This window comes from Microlunatus kandeliicorticis, assembly GCF_014137855.1.
In the GTDB taxonomy this organism is placed as follows: domain Bacteria; phylum Actinomycetota; class Actinomycetes; order Propionibacteriales; family Propionibacteriaceae; genus Microlunatus; species Microlunatus kandeliicorticis.
Genome location: NZ_JACGWT010000001.1, coordinates 310,987 through 331,105, shown reverse-complemented (window position 1 = coordinate 331,105; position 20,119 = coordinate 310,987). Strand labels below are relative to the sequence as shown.

The 20,119-nt window shown below is 70.4% G+C and carries 17 protein-coding genes; 5 read left to right on the top strand and 12 right to left on the bottom strand.

The window, feature by feature from the left end; all coding sequences use genetic code 11:
- The first annotated feature begins 55 nt into the window (after positions 1-55).
- A complete protein-coding gene (locus FHX74_RS01495; RefSeq protein ID WP_182558317.1) occupies positions 56-1,012 on the top strand; it encodes a glycosyltransferase in 957 nt (318 codons plus the stop codon).
- On the opposite strand, the gene FHX74_RS01490 is transcribed toward FHX74_RS01495, so the two are convergent.
- Positions 975-1,907, bottom strand: a complete 933-nt coding sequence (locus tag FHX74_RS01490) for a glycosyltransferase (protein ID WP_182558316.1) — start codon at positions 1,905-1,907, stop codon at positions 975-977. The two genes, FHX74_RS01495 and FHX74_RS01490, sit on opposite strands and share 38 nt — an antisense overlap.
- A gap of 188 nt (positions 1,908-2,095) precedes the next feature.
- Between FHX74_RS01490 and FHX74_RS01485 the strand changes: the two genes are divergently transcribed.
- Entirely contained in the window at positions 2,096-3,055 is a 960-nt protein-coding gene (locus FHX74_RS01485) for a right-handed parallel beta-helix repeat-containing protein (RefSeq protein ID WP_182558315.1), read from the top strand.
- 117 nt (positions 3,056-3,172) lie between these two features.
- On the opposite strand, the gene FHX74_RS01480 is transcribed toward FHX74_RS01485, so the two are convergent.
- On the bottom strand, positions 3,173-4,405 hold the full coding sequence (locus tag FHX74_RS01480; RefSeq protein ID WP_182558314.1) for a glycosyltransferase family 4 protein: 1,233 nt from the start codon (positions 4,403-4,405) through the stop codon (positions 3,173-3,175).
- 71 nt (positions 4,406-4,476) lie between these two features.
- Between FHX74_RS01480 and FHX74_RS01475 the strand changes: the two genes are divergently transcribed.
- Positions 4,477-5,394, top strand: a complete 918-nt coding sequence (locus FHX74_RS01475) for a glycosyltransferase family 2 protein (protein ID WP_182558313.1) — start codon at positions 4,477-4,479, stop codon at positions 5,392-5,394.
- A 62-nt stretch (positions 5,395-5,456) separates the two neighbouring features.
- On the opposite strand, the gene FHX74_RS01470 is transcribed toward FHX74_RS01475, so the two are convergent.
- The 4 genes from FHX74_RS01470 to FHX74_RS01455 form a co-directional block, all read right to left on the bottom strand.
- The gene (locus FHX74_RS01470) at positions 5,457-7,118 is read right to left on the bottom strand and encodes a DUF4082 domain-containing protein (RefSeq protein WP_182558312.1); all 1,662 of its coding nucleotides are present in this window, start codon (positions 7,116-7,118) and stop codon (positions 5,457-5,459) included.
- A 400-nt stretch (positions 7,119-7,518) separates the two neighbouring features.
- Positions 7,519-9,114, bottom strand: a complete 1,596-nt coding sequence (locus FHX74_RS01465) for a DUF4082 domain-containing protein (RefSeq protein WP_182558311.1) — start codon at positions 9,112-9,114, stop codon at positions 7,519-7,521.
- A gap of 135 nt (positions 9,115-9,249) precedes the next feature.
- On the bottom strand, positions 9,250-10,371 hold the full coding sequence (locus tag FHX74_RS20870) for an O-antigen ligase family protein (protein WP_182558310.1): 1,122 nt from the start codon (positions 10,369-10,371) through the stop codon (positions 9,250-9,252).
- A 269-nt stretch (positions 10,372-10,640) separates the two neighbouring features.
- Positions 10,641-11,633, bottom strand: coding sequence for a YveK family protein (locus FHX74_RS01455; RefSeq protein ID WP_182558309.1), 993 nt, complete (start codon positions 11,631-11,633; stop codon positions 10,641-10,643).
- 203 nt (positions 11,634-11,836) lie between these two features.
- Here FHX74_RS01455 and FHX74_RS01450 point away from each other — a divergent pair, with 203 nt between their 5' ends.
- Positions 11,837-12,478: a hypothetical protein gene (locus tag FHX74_RS01450; RefSeq protein WP_182558308.1), complete on the top strand. Its 642-nt coding sequence runs from the start codon at positions 11,837-11,839 to the stop codon at positions 12,476-12,478.
- The gene (gene wecB, locus FHX74_RS01445) at positions 12,475-13,638 is read left to right on the top strand and encodes a non-hydrolyzing UDP-N-acetylglucosamine 2-epimerase (RefSeq protein WP_328823557.1); all 1,164 of its coding nucleotides are present in this window, start codon (positions 12,475-12,477) and stop codon (positions 13,636-13,638) included. Before FHX74_RS01450 ends, wecB begins: the two co-directional genes overlap by 4 nt.
- An 80-nt stretch (positions 13,639-13,718) precedes the next feature.
- On the opposite strand, the gene wecC is transcribed toward wecB, so the two are convergent.
- The 6 genes from wecC to FHX74_RS01415 all read right to left on the bottom strand — a co-directional run bounded on the left by wecC (position 13,719) and on the right by FHX74_RS01415 (position 20,020).
- Positions 13,719-14,978, bottom strand: a complete 1,260-nt coding sequence (gene wecC / locus FHX74_RS01440) for a UDP-N-acetyl-D-mannosamine dehydrogenase (RefSeq protein WP_182558307.1) — start codon at positions 14,976-14,978, stop codon at positions 13,719-13,721.
- Positions 14,975-15,760: a WecB/TagA/CpsF family glycosyltransferase gene (locus tag FHX74_RS01435; RefSeq protein ID WP_220483371.1), complete on the bottom strand. Its 786-nt coding sequence runs from the start codon at positions 15,758-15,760 to the stop codon at positions 14,975-14,977. The genes wecC and FHX74_RS01435 overlap by 4 nt, the downstream gene beginning before the upstream one ends.
- Complete coding sequence (locus FHX74_RS01430) at positions 15,753-16,946, bottom strand: hypothetical protein (protein WP_182558306.1); 1,194 nt, start codon at positions 16,944-16,946, stop codon at positions 15,753-15,755. Before FHX74_RS01430 ends, FHX74_RS01435 begins: the two co-directional genes overlap by 8 nt.
- 130 nt (positions 16,947-17,076) lie before the next feature.
- On the bottom strand, positions 17,077-18,102 hold the full coding sequence (locus tag FHX74_RS01425; RefSeq protein WP_182558305.1) for a TolB family protein: 1,026 nt from the start codon (positions 18,100-18,102) through the stop codon (positions 17,077-17,079).
- Complete coding sequence (locus tag FHX74_RS01420; protein WP_182558304.1) at positions 18,099-19,436, bottom strand: MFS transporter; 1,338 nt, start codon at positions 19,434-19,436, stop codon at positions 18,099-18,101. Before FHX74_RS01420 ends, FHX74_RS01425 begins: the two co-directional genes overlap by 4 nt.
- A gap of 2 nt (positions 19,437-19,438) precedes the next feature.
- Complete coding sequence (locus FHX74_RS01415; RefSeq protein WP_182558303.1) at positions 19,439-20,020, bottom strand: acyltransferase; 582 nt, start codon at positions 20,018-20,020, stop codon at positions 19,439-19,441.
- Between the last annotated feature and the right edge of the window lie 99 nt (positions 20,021-20,119).

Sequence of the window (20,119 nt, the reverse complement as noted above, 5' to 3'; positions counted from 1 at the left end):
GCTCACACCCATCGCCCCCGGCATCGTCAGGCTGCGCCTGCCCGCGCTCCCTGGGGTGACCAGACCCGGAGTCCGCTCGGTGACGGCGGGCGGGGTCGCGCTGGCCCTGCGGGTGATCTGCCGACGGCTGGGTCGGGTCGCCGCCGTGGTCAACGCCGGACCGGAGAACCACTTCCCCGCCCTGCCCGGAGTGCGGGTCCTGCACGTCACCGACGACTGGCCGGCCGGCGCCGATCTGATGGGGCTCGACCGCGACCGGATCGTCTCGGTCCTGCGCGCCAACGTCCGTGCGGCCGATCTCGTCTGCGGGGTCACCCCCGCGCTCGTCGACACGGTCGTCGACCTGGCCCCCGGGCCGCGGCAGACGCTGGTGCTGCCGAACGGCACCCGCGCCATCTCGCCGGCCCCGGGCGAGCACCGACCCGCCGACCTGCCGGACGGTCCGTTCGCGCTCGTCGTCGGGCAGCTCAACGAGCGTCTCGATCTGGAGCTCCTCACCGCGGTGGCTGCCTACGGCACCGACCTCGTGCTCCTCGGGCCCCGGACCGAACGGGACCCTGCCGTCACCCGTGCTCTCGACGCACTGATCGCCGCGCCGCGCGTCCGGTGGCTCGGTCGCCGACCGCAGGAGGATCTCGACCGCTATCTCCGCGCGGCGAGCGTCGGGCTGACGCCCTACGCCGTGAACGCCTTCAACCGCGCGAGCTTCCCATTGAAATCCCTGGAATACCTCGCCGCCGGGCTGCCCGTCGTCAGCACCGACCTGGAGGCGACCCGTTGGCTGGCCACGGACCTGATCACGACCGCCTCGACGCCGGCCAGGTTCGCGGCCGCGGTCCGAGCGGCCGTGGCCACGCCACCGGACCCCGCTCTCGCCGACCGCCGACGCGAGTTCGCCGGCCGACACAGCTGGGTCGTCCGGGCGGCTGATCTCGAGGACCGGATCTCCTCCGTCACACCGACCGGACGTCGGCTCAGTCCCGCGAGCTCTCGTCCCGCAGCCAGGTGCTGAAGTCGCTCTGGCGGATGGCGCGGCGGGCCCGCATCCGCGCCACCAGCGTGATGCCGACGAACACCACCATCGCCGGGACCACCGTGGGCTGCTCGCGAAGGATCCCGATCAGCGTCGCCGGCGACGTGCGGGCCTCCTCGGTCCTGACCCCGGTCACGTCGGCCTGCGCGTTCCCGGTGACCACCCGGATCCTCCGCTTCAGCAGGTCCTCGGCGCGTCGCGGTGCCCTGATGATCACTTGCGCCTGCTCGACCACCCGTCGCTCGGCGGGGGTGAAGGCCTCGGACAAGCCGAGGTCGTCCGACATCAGTGCGGGCTGGGCGAGGATCCTGCGATGACCTTCCTCGGTGAAGGCGATCACGCCGCGCCCGAACAGTCCGGCGCGGACAGAGGGCAGGCTCAGCCAGACCCGGTAGTAGGCACGGACCAGCGCCGAGCCCCCACCGAAGTCGATCACCCGCTCGGGTGCCGCCGCCTCGACGCCGTCGGTCCGGAGAGCCCCGACGAGCTGCTGGAGGCTCTCCGCGTCGATCTCGACGTCGGCGTCCAGATAGATCCGCGGGAAGCTCCCGACCGCCGCGTCACCGGCGCGCAGCGCACTCTGCTTGCCCGGCTCCTCCAGCTCGATCACGCGGATGTCCGCCCCGAGCTCGGACCCCACGGCCCGCGCCGCGTCGGCCGTGCGGTCGGTGCAGCCGTTGCACACGACGACGAACTCCAGGCCGGGACGGCGGCCGGAGCGGACGTCGGCTGCCGACCGGTGCTCCTCGGACCCGAGGGCCGTCCGCAGTGTCCGTCCGATCCCGCGTTCCTCGTTGTGCGCCGGGATGATCACGCTCCCGGCCCGGGGTCCTGCCCCCGCCCGGTCGGGAGCCGCCGGCGATCCGCTCTGCATGCTGCCGATTGTCCCAGAAGCCGGCCGGCTCGCCGGTCGGTTCGCACCGACCCGGCAGAGCCGCCCCCGGCCGCCCGAACAGATCGGAACCCCTGTCGATGCGCCCGCTGATGACTCGCCTCCGCCGGTTCGTCGGATCCCTCCGTTCGCCGCGCCGCGCGATACCTGCTGCCGGCCTCGTCGTGCTGATGATGTTGGCCGTCGGCGTGTTCGCCCTGCGGCTGCCCCACCACAACGATCAGCAGGCGGACGGCGTCCCGGTGCCCGAGCAGACCGTCGAGACCGACGGTGCGCCGGGGACGGTGCACCAGTGCATCGACGTGCCGAGCCGCTGTGGGTACCCGGACGCCACCAACACCGGGGTGACGCCCGGCCGGAACCTGGTTAAGGTGCCTGAGCAGCAGACGAGCGGGAGCGGCTGGTACTACGACGACCGCGGCTATGTCGCCGTGACGGAACCGGGAGCCGTGCTGGACGGTCTCGAGCTCGCCGTGCCGATCGACGTGACCGCCGACGGTGCGCGCATCACCGACGTCCGGATCTCGGTCTCCGGGGAGGTCTGGGGCATCGCCCTGCGGCACGCCAACGGCGTCAAGATCCAGCACGTGACCATCGCCTCGGCGCCGACCGGTGGCCGACTGCTGGTCGGGATCAAGGACATCTACGGCGACAGCCAGGGCACCGTGATCTCCGCCTGCGACGTCTCCGGGACCTCGACCGGGATCCAGATCGTGGCCGGCACGATCAAGGACAACTACATCCACGACCTCAAGATGAAGAGCACCGACCACGTCAACGGGATCACCTCGAACGGTGCCTCGACGCCGCTGACGATCCAGCACAACACCGTGCTCAACAGCCACTCGCAGACCGATGCGATCGGTCTGTTCCAGGACTTCGGCATCGAGGCGAACCGGACGATCACCGACAACCTGCTGGCCGGCGGCAGCTACACGCTCTACGCCGGACAGAACACCGGCGCCCCGACGACCTCGCACATCGTCGTCACCGGGAACCGCTTCGCCACGCCCTACTACCGCAAGAGCGGCCAGTTCGGGTACGCGACCGCCTGGGCCCCCGACGGCCCGGGCAACGTCTGGTCCAACAACATCTGGGACTCGGACGGAAGTCTGGTCCCCGAGCCGTGACCCCTTCGCGCCGGGTCACGGGGGCCTGCGAGTCGGCCGATCCGTCAGTCCCACCGGCCGGTCGGATCCGGTCGGTAGGGCTCGGTCGCTCGGGCTCGATCGCTCAGGCTCGGTCGCTCAGGCCGATGCGCCGCGGCCAATCACCTCACGGTAGAGGTCCTCGATGCGGTCGATCTTGGCCGACCAGAGCCCCGACCCTCGCACCCGCCGCAGCGCGGCTGCCGACATCTCCCGGCGCAGCTCGGGCCGGTCGTGCAGATGTCTCACCGCCTCCGCCACCGCGGTCGTGAGCTGGTCGGGATCGATCGCCGGCAATCGGATTGCGCAGGACGCATCGGTCGAGGATGCGGGGCCACCGCGATCCGTGACGATCAGGGGGAGCCCGTGGCCCATCGCCTCGTAGGGAACATTGCCCCCGGGCTCGCGATAACTGGGGAAGACGAACACATCGGCGGCCCGGTAGAACCGCTCCACCTCGGTGCGCGGCAGGCTTCCGTGCAGAGTGACCCGGTCACCGAGCGCCAGAGCCTCGACCAACTGCTCAAGCTCCGAGCGACACGGACCGTCACCTACCAGATCGAGCCGCACGTCAAGGTCCCGCAGCCGCGCCATCGACCGGATCGCCTCGTGCGGCCCCTTCGTCCGCACCAGCCGACCGACGAACAGCAACGACAGCGGACCGCCGCTCTCGGTGCCCACGGCGACAGGGGCCGGCCCCGGCCCGTCCGGGAGCTCGGTCAGGGCGGTCTCGCTGAGCACCTCGAACCTCTTGAGGGTCAGCGGTTCGAGCAGGTCAGCCACGTAGTCGGCGATTCCGAGCACGCAGTCGGCGTCCTGGTAGGTGGACCGCAGAGTCCGGTCCAACGACATCCGGAACCGGTCGAGGCGACGGAGGTTCATGAACCAGGGGGCTCCCTGCTCCGCACCCGCGAAGCCCGGCGGTGACTGCAGGCCACCCCCGACCGGACCCAGCACCCACGGGATGCCCAGTCCGGCCATCGGGCTCGGATAACGCATCGCCACCGGCACCGGCTGGTGCCCGCAGTCGAAGTGCTCGCCGGCCGCGAGTCGAGCCCGGATCCATCGACGAGACTCCACGTAGAACGGCAGGTACCCCGGCTTCATGATCGAATTGAGTCGCTCCGCGCGGCCCAGGAGGGGTGGTTCGCTCCACTCCACGACCCTGGCCCCGGTCAGCTGGTCGGACAGCGGGCGGCGCCCGCGCTTGTGGTAGGTGAGGACCGTCAGGTCCGTCCTTCGCGCCAGTCGCGAGGCCCACTGGTAGGCGACCCAGGCCTCGCCCACGTCCTCGCCGTCGCAGGTCGGGGCGATCAACAACAACTTGATCACGCCCCCAAGGGTAGCGAGCGGATCGCTCGTGGGGGACGCTCCCGACCGATCGGCCCGATAGCATGACGAACGTGTCCGCAGCCGACGTCACGGTGGTGATCGTCACCTACAACAGCGCCGCGGCCATCGATCGCGTGCTCGACTCCCTGCCGGCCGGGCTGCAGCGTCCCGACGGCTCGATGATCGAGCACGAGGTCGTCGTGGTGGACAACGGATCGGACGACGACACCGCCGCCCTGGTGCGGAAGCGCTCCGACTGCCTCCTAATCGAGCAGCAGAACCTCGGCTACTCGGCCGGCATCAACGCCGGTGTCCGTCGCGCCGGGCCGGCGGAGTTCGCCCTGGCCCTCAATCCCGATCTCGTGCTCGCCCCCGGTGCCGTCGCTGCGATGCTCGACGCCTTCGACGGCGCGGACGTGGGGATCGTGGCGCCGAGGGTCGTCGACGCCGCAGGGCAGTTGACCTGGTCGCTGCGCCGGACGCCGACTCTGGCGAACGCCACCGGGCTGTCGTTCACCGGCCTCCCCGTCTTCAGCGAGTACGTCACCGATCGCACGGCCTACCAGCACCGCCATCGTGTCGACTGGGCCCTGGGTGCCGTGCTGATGTTCCGGCGCCGTGTCTTCGAGGACCTCCGGGGCTGGGACGAGTCGTATTTCCTGTACTCGGAAGAGACCGACTTCTGCCTGCGCGCCCGGGATCTGGGCTGGGCCACCGTCTACGAGCCGACAGCAGAGGCGACGCACGACGGCGGCGGCTCCGGGACGTCACCGGTGATCCACGCCATGCAGATCATCAACCGCGTCCGGCTCTACCGCCGGCGGCACGGCGCACCGGCCGGGCTCCTGTATTTCCTGCTGGCAACGGCCAGCGAACTGACCTGGGTCGTCCGCGGTCATCCTCAGTCACGGACCGCCCTCTACCTCCTGTGGAGACCGCGGCTCCGGCCGCCCGAGCTGGGTGAGAACCTCCGGCTGTTGCCGGACTGAGCCCTCACGGCTCGCGCGACCGGCCGTCAGTCATCCGTCCGACGACCCGGACCGCTCGCTGATCACGGGGTACCGACGGGAAGCCCGGTCAGATCCCAGACGTTTCCGCTCCAGGTGTTGCCCGAACCGTTCCGGTCGTAGGCGGTCGCCGGACCCCAGTAGCCCCCGAGAGGGAACAACGAGGCGGTGAAGCGGTTGTTGGTGATCTTGATCCCGCTCGTCGTCCCATGGGTGCCCGAGCCGGCGTAGAGCGTGTAGCCGCCCCCGCCGAGAAGGTTGTCGTCGATCGACCGGTTCGCCTCCACACCGAAGTCCTGGAACAGGCCGATGGCGTCGGTCTGGCTGACCGGGTTCAGGATCGTGTTATGACGGATCGTGAGCTGCTGGGTCGACCCATTGCTGGTCACGCCGTTCAGATGATCACCGTCGTTGGCGATCAGGCCGTGGATGTAGTTGTCCTCGATGGTGCCTCCGCCGATCTGGATCCCCGTCGAGACACCGGAGATCTCGGAGTCGACGATCGTGGTGCCGTTCGAGTCCCCGTAGATGTCCTTGACCCCGACCAGCAGCCGGTCCGCCGTGCTCGGCGGCTTGATCTCGACATGGTCCAGACGCAGGTCGTCGGCGTGCCGGACGGCAACGCCGAACGACTCACCGCCGACGGTGATCGAGGAGTTCTCGATGGTCACGTCGTCCGCCGACACGCTCACGTCACCGGTGATCGCGTAGCCACTGAGGGTCGTGCGCGACCCGGTGATGTCGAGGTAGCCGTCGTGGAACGACCAGCCGCTGCCCGAGCTGACGTCAGCGGGGATCCGGACCAGCTTGGTGCCGGAGGGCACGCCGGTGTTGGTCGCGTCCGGATACCCGCAGCCGCTCGGGACCAGCGCACAGCCGAGCCTTAGTCCATCTGAGCTGCTGCCGGAGGTGGACGTCGGCAGGGTCGACGCGGAACTGGTGGGCTTCGCGCTCGTGGCCGGGCTGGACGGCGCCGTGGGGCTCGTCGCCGGCTTCGTCGTGGTCTGTGTCGACGACGGGGCCGTGGCCGGTGCGCTCGACGACGACGCTCCGGTGGCGGGTGCACTGTTGGTAGGGGTGGCGCTCGGCGAGCTCGTCACCGACCGGGTGGGAGCCGCAGTCGGCGCCATCGATCCCGCACCAGGCTCGGGGCTGGGAGCGGTCGTGGTCGCCGTGCTGGCCGATGCCGGATCGAAGATCACGTCGACGTAGTAGCTCGAGTCGTTCCAGGTCTGGGACGGCATGTCGCCGCCGTAGCTGTACACCCCGGCCAAAGCGGTCAGCGGACCGCTCACCCGCGGGCTGCGCGGCGAGAGGCTGTTCTGATCATCGGAGTAGCCACCGTGCGGCGCGACGTAAGAGGCGACGTAGTCGCTACCGGCCCTGAGCGGGATCGGGCGGTCGAAACGGACGGTCTGCCAGCCCGGGTCCGCTTGGCCGACCGCCTGCTGGGCGAGCACGCCGCCGTCGTCGCCCCAGAGGTGCACCTGGTGCGGCCCGTCGTTGTCGGCCGAGGCGTAGAAGCGGATCCCCACCAGGGATCCGGCGACGGCGGTGCGGAATCGAGTCCCCACCTCCACCGAGCGGGTGTCCGGGTCGGTTCGGGTCTGAGGGACGGCCGAGGTCGACCAGAGCGACACCGTCTCGGCGGCTGCGCGTTCCACGACCACGAACGGGCTGGCCACCGTCAGCAGGCCGGTGATCATGAGGACGAGCGGTGTCAGGCGAGACCGCCGCGGCACCGGCGCCGCATACCGCGGCCGCGGCCGCGGGCGTTTCCGGGCAGACTTCAGTCGTTGCTGGATGCGTTGGGACACGGGGCCTCCCAGATCGGGCCGGTCCCGAACAGGAACCGACTCTCCCGATTGCGCACCTGGCTCGCACGCGATCGGCTCTTACCCCGGCCGGACGGTCGTCACCATAACGCAATCATCGGGACGGAACGCAAACCAGGCCCGCGGCGGACACCGCCGTGCCCGGGCACCGCGCCAGCTCCCCGGAGGATGACGTCGCACTAGGCAGGCCCGCCTTCGTCGAGAGACTTCGTCCCGCGGTCCGCCCAGCGCGCCGCGCGCCCCGTACCGCATCCTCGTTCTCGCAACGGGGTCACCGCACCGGGTCCAGCGTCTCGTCCCAGACGTTGCCGCTGAAGCTGTTCCCGGGATCGCTCTCGGTGAAGTGGGCCAGCGGCCCGAACGCCCCGCAGCCCTGGGCGAACTTCGCAGAGAAGCGGTTGCCGGTGATGCGGATGTCGGCCGTCGGGCCGTTCTCCCCCTGCCCGCCGTACACGCAGTAGCCCCCACCGGCCAGGATGTTGTCGACCACGAGGTCGTTCCTTTGCGTGCCGAAGTCCTGGTAGAGCGCGACGGCCGAGGTCTGCTCGAACTGGTTGAGGATCGTGTTGTGGCGGACGGTGAGACCGCCTCCGCCCATCGAGGCGACGCCGTTGTTGTGGGAGAGCCCCCTCACCTGTGACAGGTTGTGGATGTAGTTGTCGGCCACCAGACCTCCACCGCTGGAGACGCCGATCGTGCAACCGTGCAGGTTCGATCGCAGCACCGTCGGCGCGCTGTCCCCGATGTTGAGGACGCAAGCGAGGTCCTGCGCGCTTCCGGTCGGGGTGCTCAGGTCGCTGTCCTCGATCATGAGGTTGTCGGCACCGGGTCGGACCAGGAGCACCCAGTCCGAGCTCCCTGCTCCGCGACCCCCGACCACACGGGTGTTCCTGATCGTGACGTCCGGGGCCTGAACCACGATCTCACCGGTGACGTCGAGACCGTCGATCACCGTTCCCGGCTTGTCGACGATGACCGAGCCGACCTTCCGCGTGAAGACCGTTCCCGGCGCCGGTCCCGTGGTCGAGGCATCCGGATAGCCGCAGGCTCCCGGATCCGCGGCGCAATGCGTCCGCCCCGCGCCGCCGGGTCCCGACGACGGATCGGGTGCCGTCGTCGGTGATGCCGGAGCCGTCGGGCTCTGCGAGGGAGCCGGACTCTGCGAGGGAGCCGGACTCTGCGAGGGAACCGGACTCTGCGACGGGCTCGGGATCGGGCTCGGCGCGACCTTGGCCGGGACGAAACGCAGATCGACGTAGTAGCCGGTGCCGCGCCAGGTTTGGTCGGGCATCCCGGTTCCGTAGCTGTAGAGGCCGGTGCTCGCCGTCAGATCCCGGACCGTGAGCGGCTTCCCCGCAGCGAACTGGCCCGCCTTCGCCGCGTAGTGACCGTGCGGGGCGCGATAGCCAACCACGTAGGCGGCGTTCGCCCGGACCGCCACCGGCTTGGCGAACGTCGCGGTCTGCCAACCTGCCGCGGTTTCCTTGGTGAAGGTGACCTCGGCCAGCTTCCTGCCCGAGCCGTCCCACACCGCGCCTCGGTGGGTGCCGGTGTTGCCGGCACCCTTGTAGAAGCGGATCTGCGTCACGGCGCCGGCCGTTCGTGAGAAGAAGCGGAACCCCACGGTGACGGCGGCCGGGTCGGGATAGTTCGGACGGGTCGGCTTGACCGATCCACCGAAGAAGCCGTAGGCGCTGGCCGGTGTGGCATGTCGCGGGGTCGCCTCGGCCGTGCCGCTGGTGGTCGACGAGCTAATCGCCCCGACGACAGTCAGCGTGACGGCGACACCGAGCAGTCCGGCGCGGCCGGACCGGGTCGTGAGGTGCGGAGTGCGACCGCCTGGCCGGCGGTCGTGACGTGGGTGCATGGGGGGCCCTGGGCTTTCCGCGGACAGTACCCCCACTGGTCCGGCGCTCGATGCGATCCCCCGAAGACAGCGGCATTCAAGCTCCGCGGCCGCGGGTCACGCAAGCGAGCCGCCGAACATTTGCCCAATCCTCAGTCAGCACCGATAGCTCTCGCCCCGACCGGCGACCGCTGCAAGGACGCCAGTGTCGGACGGGGCTGCCGAGCAGCCCAGCCACCCGCCGGCCATTCCCAGCAACAGGAACAGCAGCCCCGGAACCATCGGGAAGGAGAACGCATCGAAGAGCGCCAGGCTGCTGGCCGCCGCGGCGATGCCACCCGCCAGGGCGATCGGCTGCACCCTGGACTCGGGCGGCAGGAAGGAGGCGGCGGCGAACGCCGACCGGAGACCGCTGGCGACCAGCGCCAGGACGGCAACGAGACCGACCACACCCATCTCCACCAACAGCAGCAGGTACTGGTTGTCGAGGATGTGGTACTTCGGGAGGAACGTGGCGAAGCCGCGACCGAGGATCGGGGACTCGGCGAAGTAGTGCAGAGCGAATCCCCAGCTGTCTACCCGCGACTGCGCGCTGGAGTCCGTGCCGATCCCGGAGAACAGCCCGAGGATCGACCCGAGCATGCCGGGGACGGTGAGGAAGACCAGCACGCCGAGCCCGCCGCAGGCCACCATGATCGGACCGCGGGCCCGCCGCGGCCAGCCCGGGATGCAGACGATGATGCCGACGGCGGCACACACCAGCGCCGACCGCGACACGGACAGCAGGATCGCGAGCAGGATCGCGGAGGCAGGGAAGTACCGCCGCACGGGCCGCAGCTCGCGTCCGTCGATCGCGCGGGCGATGGCCATCGGCAATACCGTCGTGAGCACCACCCCGAACTCGATGGGGTGGATCGCGGTCCCGGCGGGCCGGGTGAACCCCTCCCGGGACTGCACACCGTAGATCGGCTGGGTGGCCGAGAGCCCGGGGATCTGGATGATGTCGATGAAGGTCTGGTGGAAGAAGAACTGGGCGAGCCCGAGCAGCGCCAGCAGGCCACCGGCGAGGACCACCCGGTCGAAGAGCTGCGTCAGCCGGTCGGCTCTGCCGATCATGGTCGCGCCCAGCAGCAGCAAGCCGAGCCATCCGAGGCAGGAGACGACCCCGAGCGTCGCGGTGCTCAGCTCGTCCGCACTGATCGGACGCAACGTCGCCATCACGTAGGACGCCAGAACCGCGCACAGGAGGACAAAGCCGGCCAAGGACACGCGTTCCACCCGTGCCCCTCGTGGACCGGGACTGATACCCGAGGCCGGCGTGCCGGTCGACGTCGTGCCCGTGCGTCGGGCGAGCTGGCGCACCGCGTTCCAGCCCCACCAGAGCAGCGCCGCGAAGCCGACCAGGAGCGCCGGAGAACCGGCGCCTCCGAGCGGGGCGATGATCAGTCGCGAGGGGATTGCGAAAAGCAGGAAGACGTAGATGCTCAGCAGCGAGGTCGCGTCGAAGCGATGGCGCCACCAGCGAGCCCGCGGCTCAGCGCCACTGCTCACGAAGTCACGTGTTCCCGGTCGTCAGCCGCCATCCCGGTACGCTCGTCCGCGTTCTCGGCAGCCTCCCAGGACCACTCCACCCCGGCCGTCGCTGTTGCCGGCGCGGGCTCGACGCCACCCGACCGCCGACCCGGCCGGTGCTCCCGCACCCGAGATGAACCGGAATCGCCGCGAGCTCGCCCGCGAAGCGTCGCCCGCTCCGCTCCACCATGGTCCGGTTCGTCAGGGTCCTGGCGCCGACCAGCCGTCGCCTGCGCTTCACGGCGGGGTTTGCCTTGGCCCGGCGCCGACCGGGAAGCCGGACTCGCGCCGACAGGCTGAATCTCGTCCACCGGCCCGGGTCCAGTGCCCGCCTCGGCCCAGGCATCGTCGTCCACCGTCGCCCGGCGGCGCCCCCGACGTCCGATCCGGCCGTCGCGCAGCGCGATCAGCAGCAGGGTAGCGACGAGCCCGAGACCGACCACGCCGACGGCGGCGCGCAGACGTGTCTTGTTCACCACTTGGGGCACCTGATCAGCCGTCAGCACCATCGAGGTGATCTGCGCACGGGGCACGATGTTCAGCTGGTCCTGCAGCGTCAGCAGCCGGCTAGGCACGAGGGCCGCCACCGCGTCCCGCGCCTCACGCGCCTTCGCGGCGGTCGGGGCCTCCGCGGTGATGACGAGGATCGGGCCACTGGAGTTGGCGTCCGGGGCGACCGTGACCTCGGCGTTCCGGTCGATGCCGTGGACGAGCTCGAGAGTCGACTGGTCCTGGAGTGAGACGGACAACACGTCCAACGGCTGACTGAGCCCGCTGAGCAGGAGATACGGGTTGCCCCCGGTATCGACGCTCGTCCGCGGTGGCAACAGGACGATGTTGGCCTCGTACTGATAACTCGGTGGGACGATCACCACCGCTCCTACCCCGAGTCCTACGGTGACGAGGATTCCGACGAGGGCGATCGCCCACTGTCTCCGGACGCTCGCCACGATCTCGCGCAGTTCCATGCGGCCTACTTCATGTTGCCGGGACGCAGCCGGATCGACGCCTTGACGGCGCTCTCGGCGATGTGCCCGTGATTCCCCCGAATCGGCGGCTACCTGCCCGCCTGCGCACTAGTCTAAGTGCAGTTCGTATCTCCCGCGCCGGGTTAGGTCGATGATCTCGGAGCACCGCGGTCGAGACCTGACCGACTAAGGAAGTCCTCGCCATGAAGCGGATCGCGCGGTTGCGTCACCTGATGATCGCTGCGGCGCTGCTGGCCGTCACCCTGGCCACCTGCGGTGTCGTGATCACCCGGCCCGGCGTCTACTGGGCTCGGAGCAGCGTCCTCCTGATCGCACCGGCGGTGCAGAGCCGTCCGAACAATCTGCAGGACGGCTCTGGCAGCCTCGTCTCGCTGGCGGGCATCGTCGAACGTCAGATGTCCGGTCGGTCGACGCAGTACAACCCGAACGGCCCGGACGTGACGATCGTCGACCGCGGGATCACGAACGGCATCACGGTCCGCGTGCCGAACTTCGGAGGTCAGTGGGCCACGAACTTCAGCCAGCCGGTCCTCGATGTCGAGGCGAGCGGCCCGACTCCCGAGATCGTCCAGCAGCGGATGGTCCGCACCTTCGCCGAGATCGAGGCCAAGGTCAGGGACAACCAGCAGCAGCTCGGGGTCGACGCCTCGCAGATGATCACCACCAGCATCTCCCCGCGACAGCTCCAGGTGCGTTTCAGCGACGGGTCGCGCGGCCGGGCGGCCGGAACCGTCCTGCTGATCGGCGGCGCGCTCTCGGTCGCCGCACTCCTCTCCCCTCTCCGTCGACGAACCGTCCCGACCACCGCAGGAGCCCTCGCGTGAAGACCGTGCTGATGATCTACGGCACCCGGCCCGAGGCCATCAAGCTGGCCCCGCTGGTACGCGAGCTGGAGCGCAGCGAGCACTGCCGGCCCATCGTGGCCGTCACCGGGCAGCACCGCGAGATGCTCGACCAGGTGAACCAGCTGTTCGGGATCGTCCCCGACCGCGATCTGAACATCATCGCGCCGAGGCAGACCCTGGAATCGATCACCAGCCGCGCGCTGCAGGGCCTCAGCGAGGTGATCATCGACCTGCGGCCCGACGCGGTCCTCGTCCAGGGTGACACCACCACCTGTTTCGCCGCCGCGCTGGCGGCCTTCTACCAACAGGTCCCGGTGTTCCACCTGGAGGCGGGTCTGCGCACCGGCGAGGTCTACAACCCCTTCCCGGAGGAGGTGAACCGGCGGCTGACGACCCAGCTGAGCGCGCTGCACCTCGCGCCCACCGCGAACTCGCGGGCGAACCTGCTGCGCGACAACGTCGATCTGGGGCGGATCGTGATCACCGGAAACACGGTGATCGACGCCCTGCTCGGCGTGGTAGCGGAGCCACGACCGATCACTGATCCAGTCCTCGCCCGCTGTCTGGAGGAACTCGATGGGGGGCCGTTGCTCCTCGTCACCAGCCACCGGCGGGAGTCCTGGGGCGAGCCGATGGCGCGAACGGCGGCCGCGCTGGCCGAGATCGCCGTCGCGTTCCCCGAGCTGACTATCCTGCTGCCGGCGCACCTCAACCCGGTCGTCCGGGAGGTGCTCCTGCCGCCCCTCGAGGGCCTGACCAACGTCGTGGTCACAGAGCCCTTGGCCTACAGCGACTTCTCGCAGACGCTGGCCGCCAGCACCGTGGTGCTGACCGACAGCGGTGGTGTGCAGGAGGAGGCTCCCAGTCTCGGGAAGCCGGTCCTGGTGATGCGGGAGACGACCGAGCGGCCCGAGGCGGTCGAGGCCGGCACAGTCGAGCTGGTGGGCACCGACACCCGGACCATCGTCGCTCGCGTCACCCAGCTGCTGACCGCTCCCGACGCCTACCGGCGGATGGCCCAGGCCGTGAATCCCTACGGTGACGGCAAGGCCTCGGCTCGTGCCGTCGCGGCGATCGAGCACTACTTCGGTCTCGGCCCCCGGATCGACGACTTCGACCCGGCGCCCCCGACCGCCTGACCATCGCCGCAGAGGCAGCGCAGGGAACGCCGAGAGCGGGCAGCCGATGACTGCCCGCCCTGCGCGTTGCACGCCCGAGGTCAGCGCCGGAGGACACCCTGCGTGTCGAACACGACCTTGCCCTCCAGGAGGTTGCGGGAGAGCGCCCGGAACTGGTCGTGCTCGACCAGCATCACGACGATGTCCGCACCAGTGATCGCGGCGGTCGCCCGCTGAAGCCTCACGTTCGACCGGTCGGCGAGCTCGCGCGGCAGCTCCTCGACGTAGGGGTCGCAGACCATGATCTCCGCGTCGGGAAGCGACTCGGCGATCAACGACACGACCTCGCGGGCCGGGCTCTCCCTGACGTCGTCGACGTTCGCCTTGAAGGTGAGCCCGAGGCAGGCGATCACCGGGTCGCGGAACCGCGCCGCCCGACGGGCCACCTGGGCGGCGACGTGGTGGGGCTTGCTGTCGTTCACCTCACGGGCGACCTTGATCAGCTTAGACAGGCCCGGCGCGGCGCCCACGATGAACCACGGATCGACGGCTATGCAGTGACCACCCACACCGGGACCCGGCGTCAGGATGTTGACCCGGGGATGCCGGTTCGCCATCCGGATGACTTCCCAAACGTCCAGCTGCAGCGAGTCGCAGATCAGCGACAGCTCGTTGGCGAAGGCGATGTTGACGTCGCGGTAGGAGTTCTCGACGAGCTTGGCCATCTCGGCGCTGGCCGCGTCGGTCAGCAGGATCTCGCCCTGGCAGAACACCCGGTAGATCGCGGCCGCCTTCTCCGCGCAGCGCGGGGAGATGCCACCGACCACCCGGTCGTTGGTGATCATCTCGACCATGATCCGGCCCGGCAGGACGCGTTCGGGACAATGGGCCAGAAACACGTCGGGGATCCCCTCCGTGGCGTGCGGCATCCGCAAGTCGGGACGCAGCTCACCGAGCCACCGGCTCACGGTCTCGGTGGTGCCCGGCGGTGACGTCGACTCGATCACCACCACCTCACCGCCGCGGAGCTTGGGCGCCACCGACTCGACCGCCGAACGCACGTAGCTCAGATCCGCGGTGTGGTCGGGGTTGAACGGCGTCGGGACGGCGATGATGTAGGCGTCGGCACTGGGGACTTCGGTGGTCGCCTTCAGGCGGCCCATGGCCACCGCGCCGGTCACACCGACGGCGAGGTCGGGCTCCACGAAGGGGACCTGACCGTGCTCCACCGCGTCGACCGTGGCGGGGTTCACATCGACGCCGACGACGTCGACGCCGCGGGTGGCCAGCACGACCGCGGTGGGAAGGCCGATGTAGCCGAGGCCGACGACGGCGACCCGGCCGGAGAATGTCGCGCTCATGAACGTTCCTTCGTGATCTTGCGGCCGATACCGCCGCGGTTCCTGTATTCCTGCACCACCAAGCCGACGAAACGGGAGTTGGTGTTCAAGTAGCGGCGCCAGAGCCGGCTCGGCTCCTGCTTCAACCGGTAGGCCCACTCCATCCCGACCCGCTGCCACAGCTGCGGCGCCCGCTGCGTCACCCCGGCGAGGACGTCGAACGAGCCGCCGACCCCGTGCAGCACGGGGACGTCGAGCTGCGACCCGTAGGTGCCGAGAAAGATCTCCTTCTTCGGCGAGGTGATACCGAGGAAGAGCATGTCGGCCCCGGCCTCGCGGATCTTGGCGGCGACTCCGGCGCTCTCATCCTCGGTGAAGTAGCCGTCCCGGCTGCCCACCACCCGTGCACCGGGGTAGCGCTGGTTGATCACCGCCACCAGCTTCTCCAGCACCTCCGCTCTGGCGCCGAGCAGGTAGACCGACCGGTGCTCCGCGTCGGCCAGAGCCAGAAGCTCCTGGAAGATGTCGATCCCGGCCACCCGCTCGGGCAACCGCTGCTTGAGCACGACGCCGGCCCAGACCACCGACTGACCGTCGGCGAGGACCAGATCGCACTCCATCAACGACTCGCGCAGCGACGCGTCGGTGCGCAGGTTGATCACCTTAGCCGCGTTGACCACACCGATCAGCAGCCGCTGCCGGTTCTCGATGGCGCGACGGGAGTACCAGATCACGTCGTCGAGCGTCAGGGCGTCGATCTTGAGGCCGAACATCTGCCGGGCCGGGGCGGCCGGCTTAAGCACGGGAGTCCGCCCCGCTGATCGCCGAGAGCGCCCCGGTGCCGGACCAGGCGTACAGCAGCCAGCCCAGCTCGTAGGGGCGGCACTCGTAGTCGATCGGGCCCGGCGGGAGCAGCCGGTCCAGCAGTGGAAGCGTCGATCCGGGTCGTCTCGACGTCAGGGTCGCGGCGAGCCCGCGAGCCAGCTTGCGCGGTTCGCGTCGCCCGACCTTGCGCCAGATCACCCCTAAACGCTCCGACACCAGGTCCGCGAGCGCCTCCGGGTGGTTGTCGATCCAGCCGAGGCCGCGGGCGATGGCCGCGGAGTGGTTGGCCCCACCCGCCTCGGCCAGATCGAGCAGGGCCATCGGCGCCATCGCGTGCTGGTGCACGCTGTAGACCGGGAAGCGCTCGACGACTGCATCGCTCCGGGCGTCGTAGTGCCACCACCACTGGCCCTGCTTGCCCTGCAGGGCGACGATCCGTTCGGCGCAGGCGTCGGCCCGCTCCAGAGCGGCCGGGTTGCCGGTGAGCAGGTGCAGCCGGGCCAGCGCCTGGATCGGGTAGACCTGGTCGGCGAAGCACCCGACGTGCGAGCGGACGCCCTTCTGGGGTAGCGGGGACAGGACGTGCGGGAACAGACCGCCCGGACCCTGCGCCGCCGACAACCGCCGCTCGATCTTGCGGGTGAGATCGTCGAGCTTGGCCAACCGCGACGCGCTGACGGCCGCGGTCAGCGCCCAGGAGCACTCGACGACGTCGATCGGGTGCGAGCTCGAGATCCGACGGTCGATGTGCAGGAACAGGTCCTCAGCGAAGTGGTGCCCCACTTCCGCCGCCGCCCAGGCCGCCAGAGCCACCGCGCCAAGATCCTCGACCCGGAGTGCCCGCTCGATGACCAGCGCCGTCAGACCGCGGGCATCGTCACCGTTCAGGATCTGCCGCTGCTGCGCGATCGGCAGCAGGCCGATCCCGAGAGCGGCGATGGCGGCGTACCGCAGGCTGTCGCCCTCGGGCCGGATGTCCGGTCCGGTGTCCGAGCGGAAGCCCCGGACCGTCTGCGGAAAGCTCCGGCGCTCCCGTTCGTACATCCGGCCGAGACCGGTGACGGCGACGGCCGCCAACCGGTCGAGACGGTCGGCGACACCCTGGGTGTCGACCGCGCGCTCGAAGCGCTGAACCCGGCCGGGCTGGATGGACCCCCAGTCCACCTCAAAGTTGTTCGAGTGCTTGCTCGAGTCAATAGTCATGTGAATCCCCCCGATTCAGACAACTGCCGCATTCACGAATGCGTTGGAGCCGAGGCCACCTCGGCCGTTCCTGCTGCCGGCACGGCCGGTGTCACATCCGGACCACCGCCGGCGAGTCGGCACCCGGAATCAGCACCCGGGGCGGCCGGCTGCCGTCGATCGGGGCCACCCAGACGTCGGACGTGGTCGCCTGCGAGCCGCCGCGGGGCATCCCGTAGAGGACGTGGCTGTCGTCGAGCCACTCCATCTGGTCGTCCGCGCTGCGGGTCTCGTCGAGCAGGGTCTCTTGGCCGGTGGCCAGGTCGAGCACGGCCAGCCGCCAGACGCCGGGCGTCCGGTTGCCGAGCCGCTTCTTGTAGGCCACGTGCTTCCCGTCGGGTGAGAGCGACGGACACTCGGCGTCGGTGCGGAGCGCCTGCATGGTCCGCTTCGCCAGCGATCCCCGGACCAGCCAGGTGGTGCCGTTCGACGCCGCCGTCGCGTAGAAGGTGTCGTCGTCCGGTGCGAACGTGACCCCCCAGTAGTTGCGGTCCGCGGCGACGAGCTGCTGGCCGTCGGGCAACGTGGTGGTGAACGTCTCGAGATTTCCCAGGCTGCGGCCGTCCCGACGGACGATCGTCGAGGTCGAGAAGCTGGCCTGCGCGTAGGAGTGCCCGGTGACGAAGGTGGTGGTCGACACCAGGGTGCCGTCGGGCGACATCCGGGCCCGGCTGGGCAGGCCGGCCAGCGGGGTGTTGGTGATCTTCGTCATCGTGGCGTCCAGACCGAGCAGGGCGTAGGTCTGGACGACGCCGCGGTCGGCGCTGACGCAGACGCCGGCGGTCCGGGTGGCGTAGACCCGTTCGCAGCTGAGCGGGGAGAACGCCCGCGGCCCACCCGGGGCGTCCAGCGGGACCGCGGCGAGCTGGTCGTAGCCGGTGCCGAGCAGGGTGCTGCGGAAGACGATGTGCGGGCCGCGGAGCACGGCCGCCAGGTCGAGCGACGGAGCGGCCGACCCGGTGACCGAGGGGGCGGCCATGGCCCGGTCGAGCCCCCGCGCGTACAGGAAGTACCCGCCCGCCACCACCAGGCACAGCACGGTGACGCCGGTCAGCACGATGATCTTGATCCGGTTCACTCCGCACCACCCGACGCCGGGACGGCGGTGCGACCGAGCAGCGGTCGGAGCGCCCAGCCCGCGACGACCACGGCGACCCCGAGCACCACTGCCATCGCGGTGACCGCGTCGGAGCGGGCGGTGAGCTGCCAGAGCAGCCCGAAGCCGATCGAGCAGACGAAGCGGGCGAGCGCGACCACCGTCTGCGCCGCGGCGATCCCGCTGGCCCGGTGCTGCTCGGCGACCACCCGGGCGGTCAGCGCGGACAGGACACCGTCGGTGGCGGCGTAGAAGGCCCCGAGCAAGACGAGGTCCAGGATGGCGCCGGGCGTCCCGACCAGGTGGGCACCGATCAGCAGGTAGGCCGCGAGCAGCAGCAGGTGGCCGACCAGGAACACCGTGCCGCGCCCCACCCGGTCGGAGAGCCGGCCGAGCGGGACGGCGAGGAGCAGGTAGACCGCGTTGGTGCCGACGAAGAGCAGCGGGAAGTACTGCGTGGCCAGCGATCCCCCGTCGGCGAGGGCCAGGTAGATGAAGCCGTCGCCGATGGTGGCGACGCCGAGCACGGCGGCGGCGACGAGCACCCGGCGCAGGCCGGGACGCAGGAAGTCGGCTCGGCGGAGGGCGATCCGCGGCCCCGGCGACGGCTCCGCCCGGCGCTCGCTGCGGAGGTCGGGGACGATCAGCGCCAGCGCCACCACGCCGATGATCGCGAACGCGGTGCTGATCACGAAGACCGCGTGGTAGCCGCCGAGCCCGAGCGGGATCGCGGCCAGCACGGCGAAGGCGATCAGCGGGCCGATCAGCGCGCCGGCGGTGTCGAGCGCACGGTGCACGCCGAAGTTGCGCCCCAGCCGGTGCGGCTCCGACGCGGTCACGATCAGCGCGTCCCGCGGCCCGGTGCGGAGCCCCTTGCCCAGCCGGTCGACCGCGATCACCCCGGTCAACGAGCCGAAGCCGGTGAAGGCCAGCAGGCCGAACTTGGAGACCGCCGAGACCAGGTACCCGGCGAAGGCGACCCACTTCGGGCGCCGGGTGCGGTCGGCCCACCAGCCGCCGAGCAGCCGCACGGCGGCCGAGGTGCCCTGGTAGATCGCGTCGATGAAGCCGTACGCGAGCGGCCCCATCCCCATGATCGCGGTGATGTAGAGCGGCAGCACCGCCGAGACCGACTCCGACGAGACGTCGGTGAGCAGGCTGACCACCCCGAGGGCCAGCACGGTGCGGGGCACGGCTCCGCGGCGCAGCCGGGCGCGTGGGGTGGCGACACGCCCCGGACGGTCGACGACCGCGGCGCCGTCGGCCTCGGGACCGGCGTCCTCGGTCTCCGGGACGCCGCGCAGGGTGATGTACATGATCAGCCGACGGGCTCGAGCCGATCCCCGACCGTGGCCCAGCGGCGCCCGCAGCGGCAGGCCGGCCGGCCGTCGGGCGCGTCGGGCAGCCGGAGGCCGCAGTCGCAGGCCCAGCCGATCCGCCGGGCCGGGTTGCCGACCACGAACGCCCGGTCGGGCACGTCGGCGGTGACCACCGCGCCGGCCCCGACGAACGCGTCCGCCCCGATGGTCGTGCCGCAGACCACGGTGACCCGGGCGCCGAGGGTGGCGCCGGACCGCACCAGCGTCGGGAGCAACGCGTCGCCGTGCCGCTTGATCCGCGCCCGCGGGTTCAGGTCGTTGGTGAAGGTCACCCCGGGGCCGAGGAAGACGTCGTCCTCGACGGTGACGCCGTCGAAGATCATCACCTGATTCTTGATCGTGACCCGGTCCCCGACCACGGCCCCGGTCTCGACGTAGGCCCCGTCGCAGACGTTGCAGTCGCGACCCACCACGGCACCCTTGAGCACGTGGGCGAACGCCCACACCCGGGTCCCGCTCCCGACTGTGTCGCTCTCGCACGCTCCCAAGGCGTGCACGAACACCTCGGCGTTCTCCGCCATCTGTCCCGCTCCTGTGTCCCCCCGGACCTCCGGAAGATTCCGGAGGAAACCGGACGACTAGGGGGTTCGATGGCAGATGGTGAATCCGTCAGGAGCCCG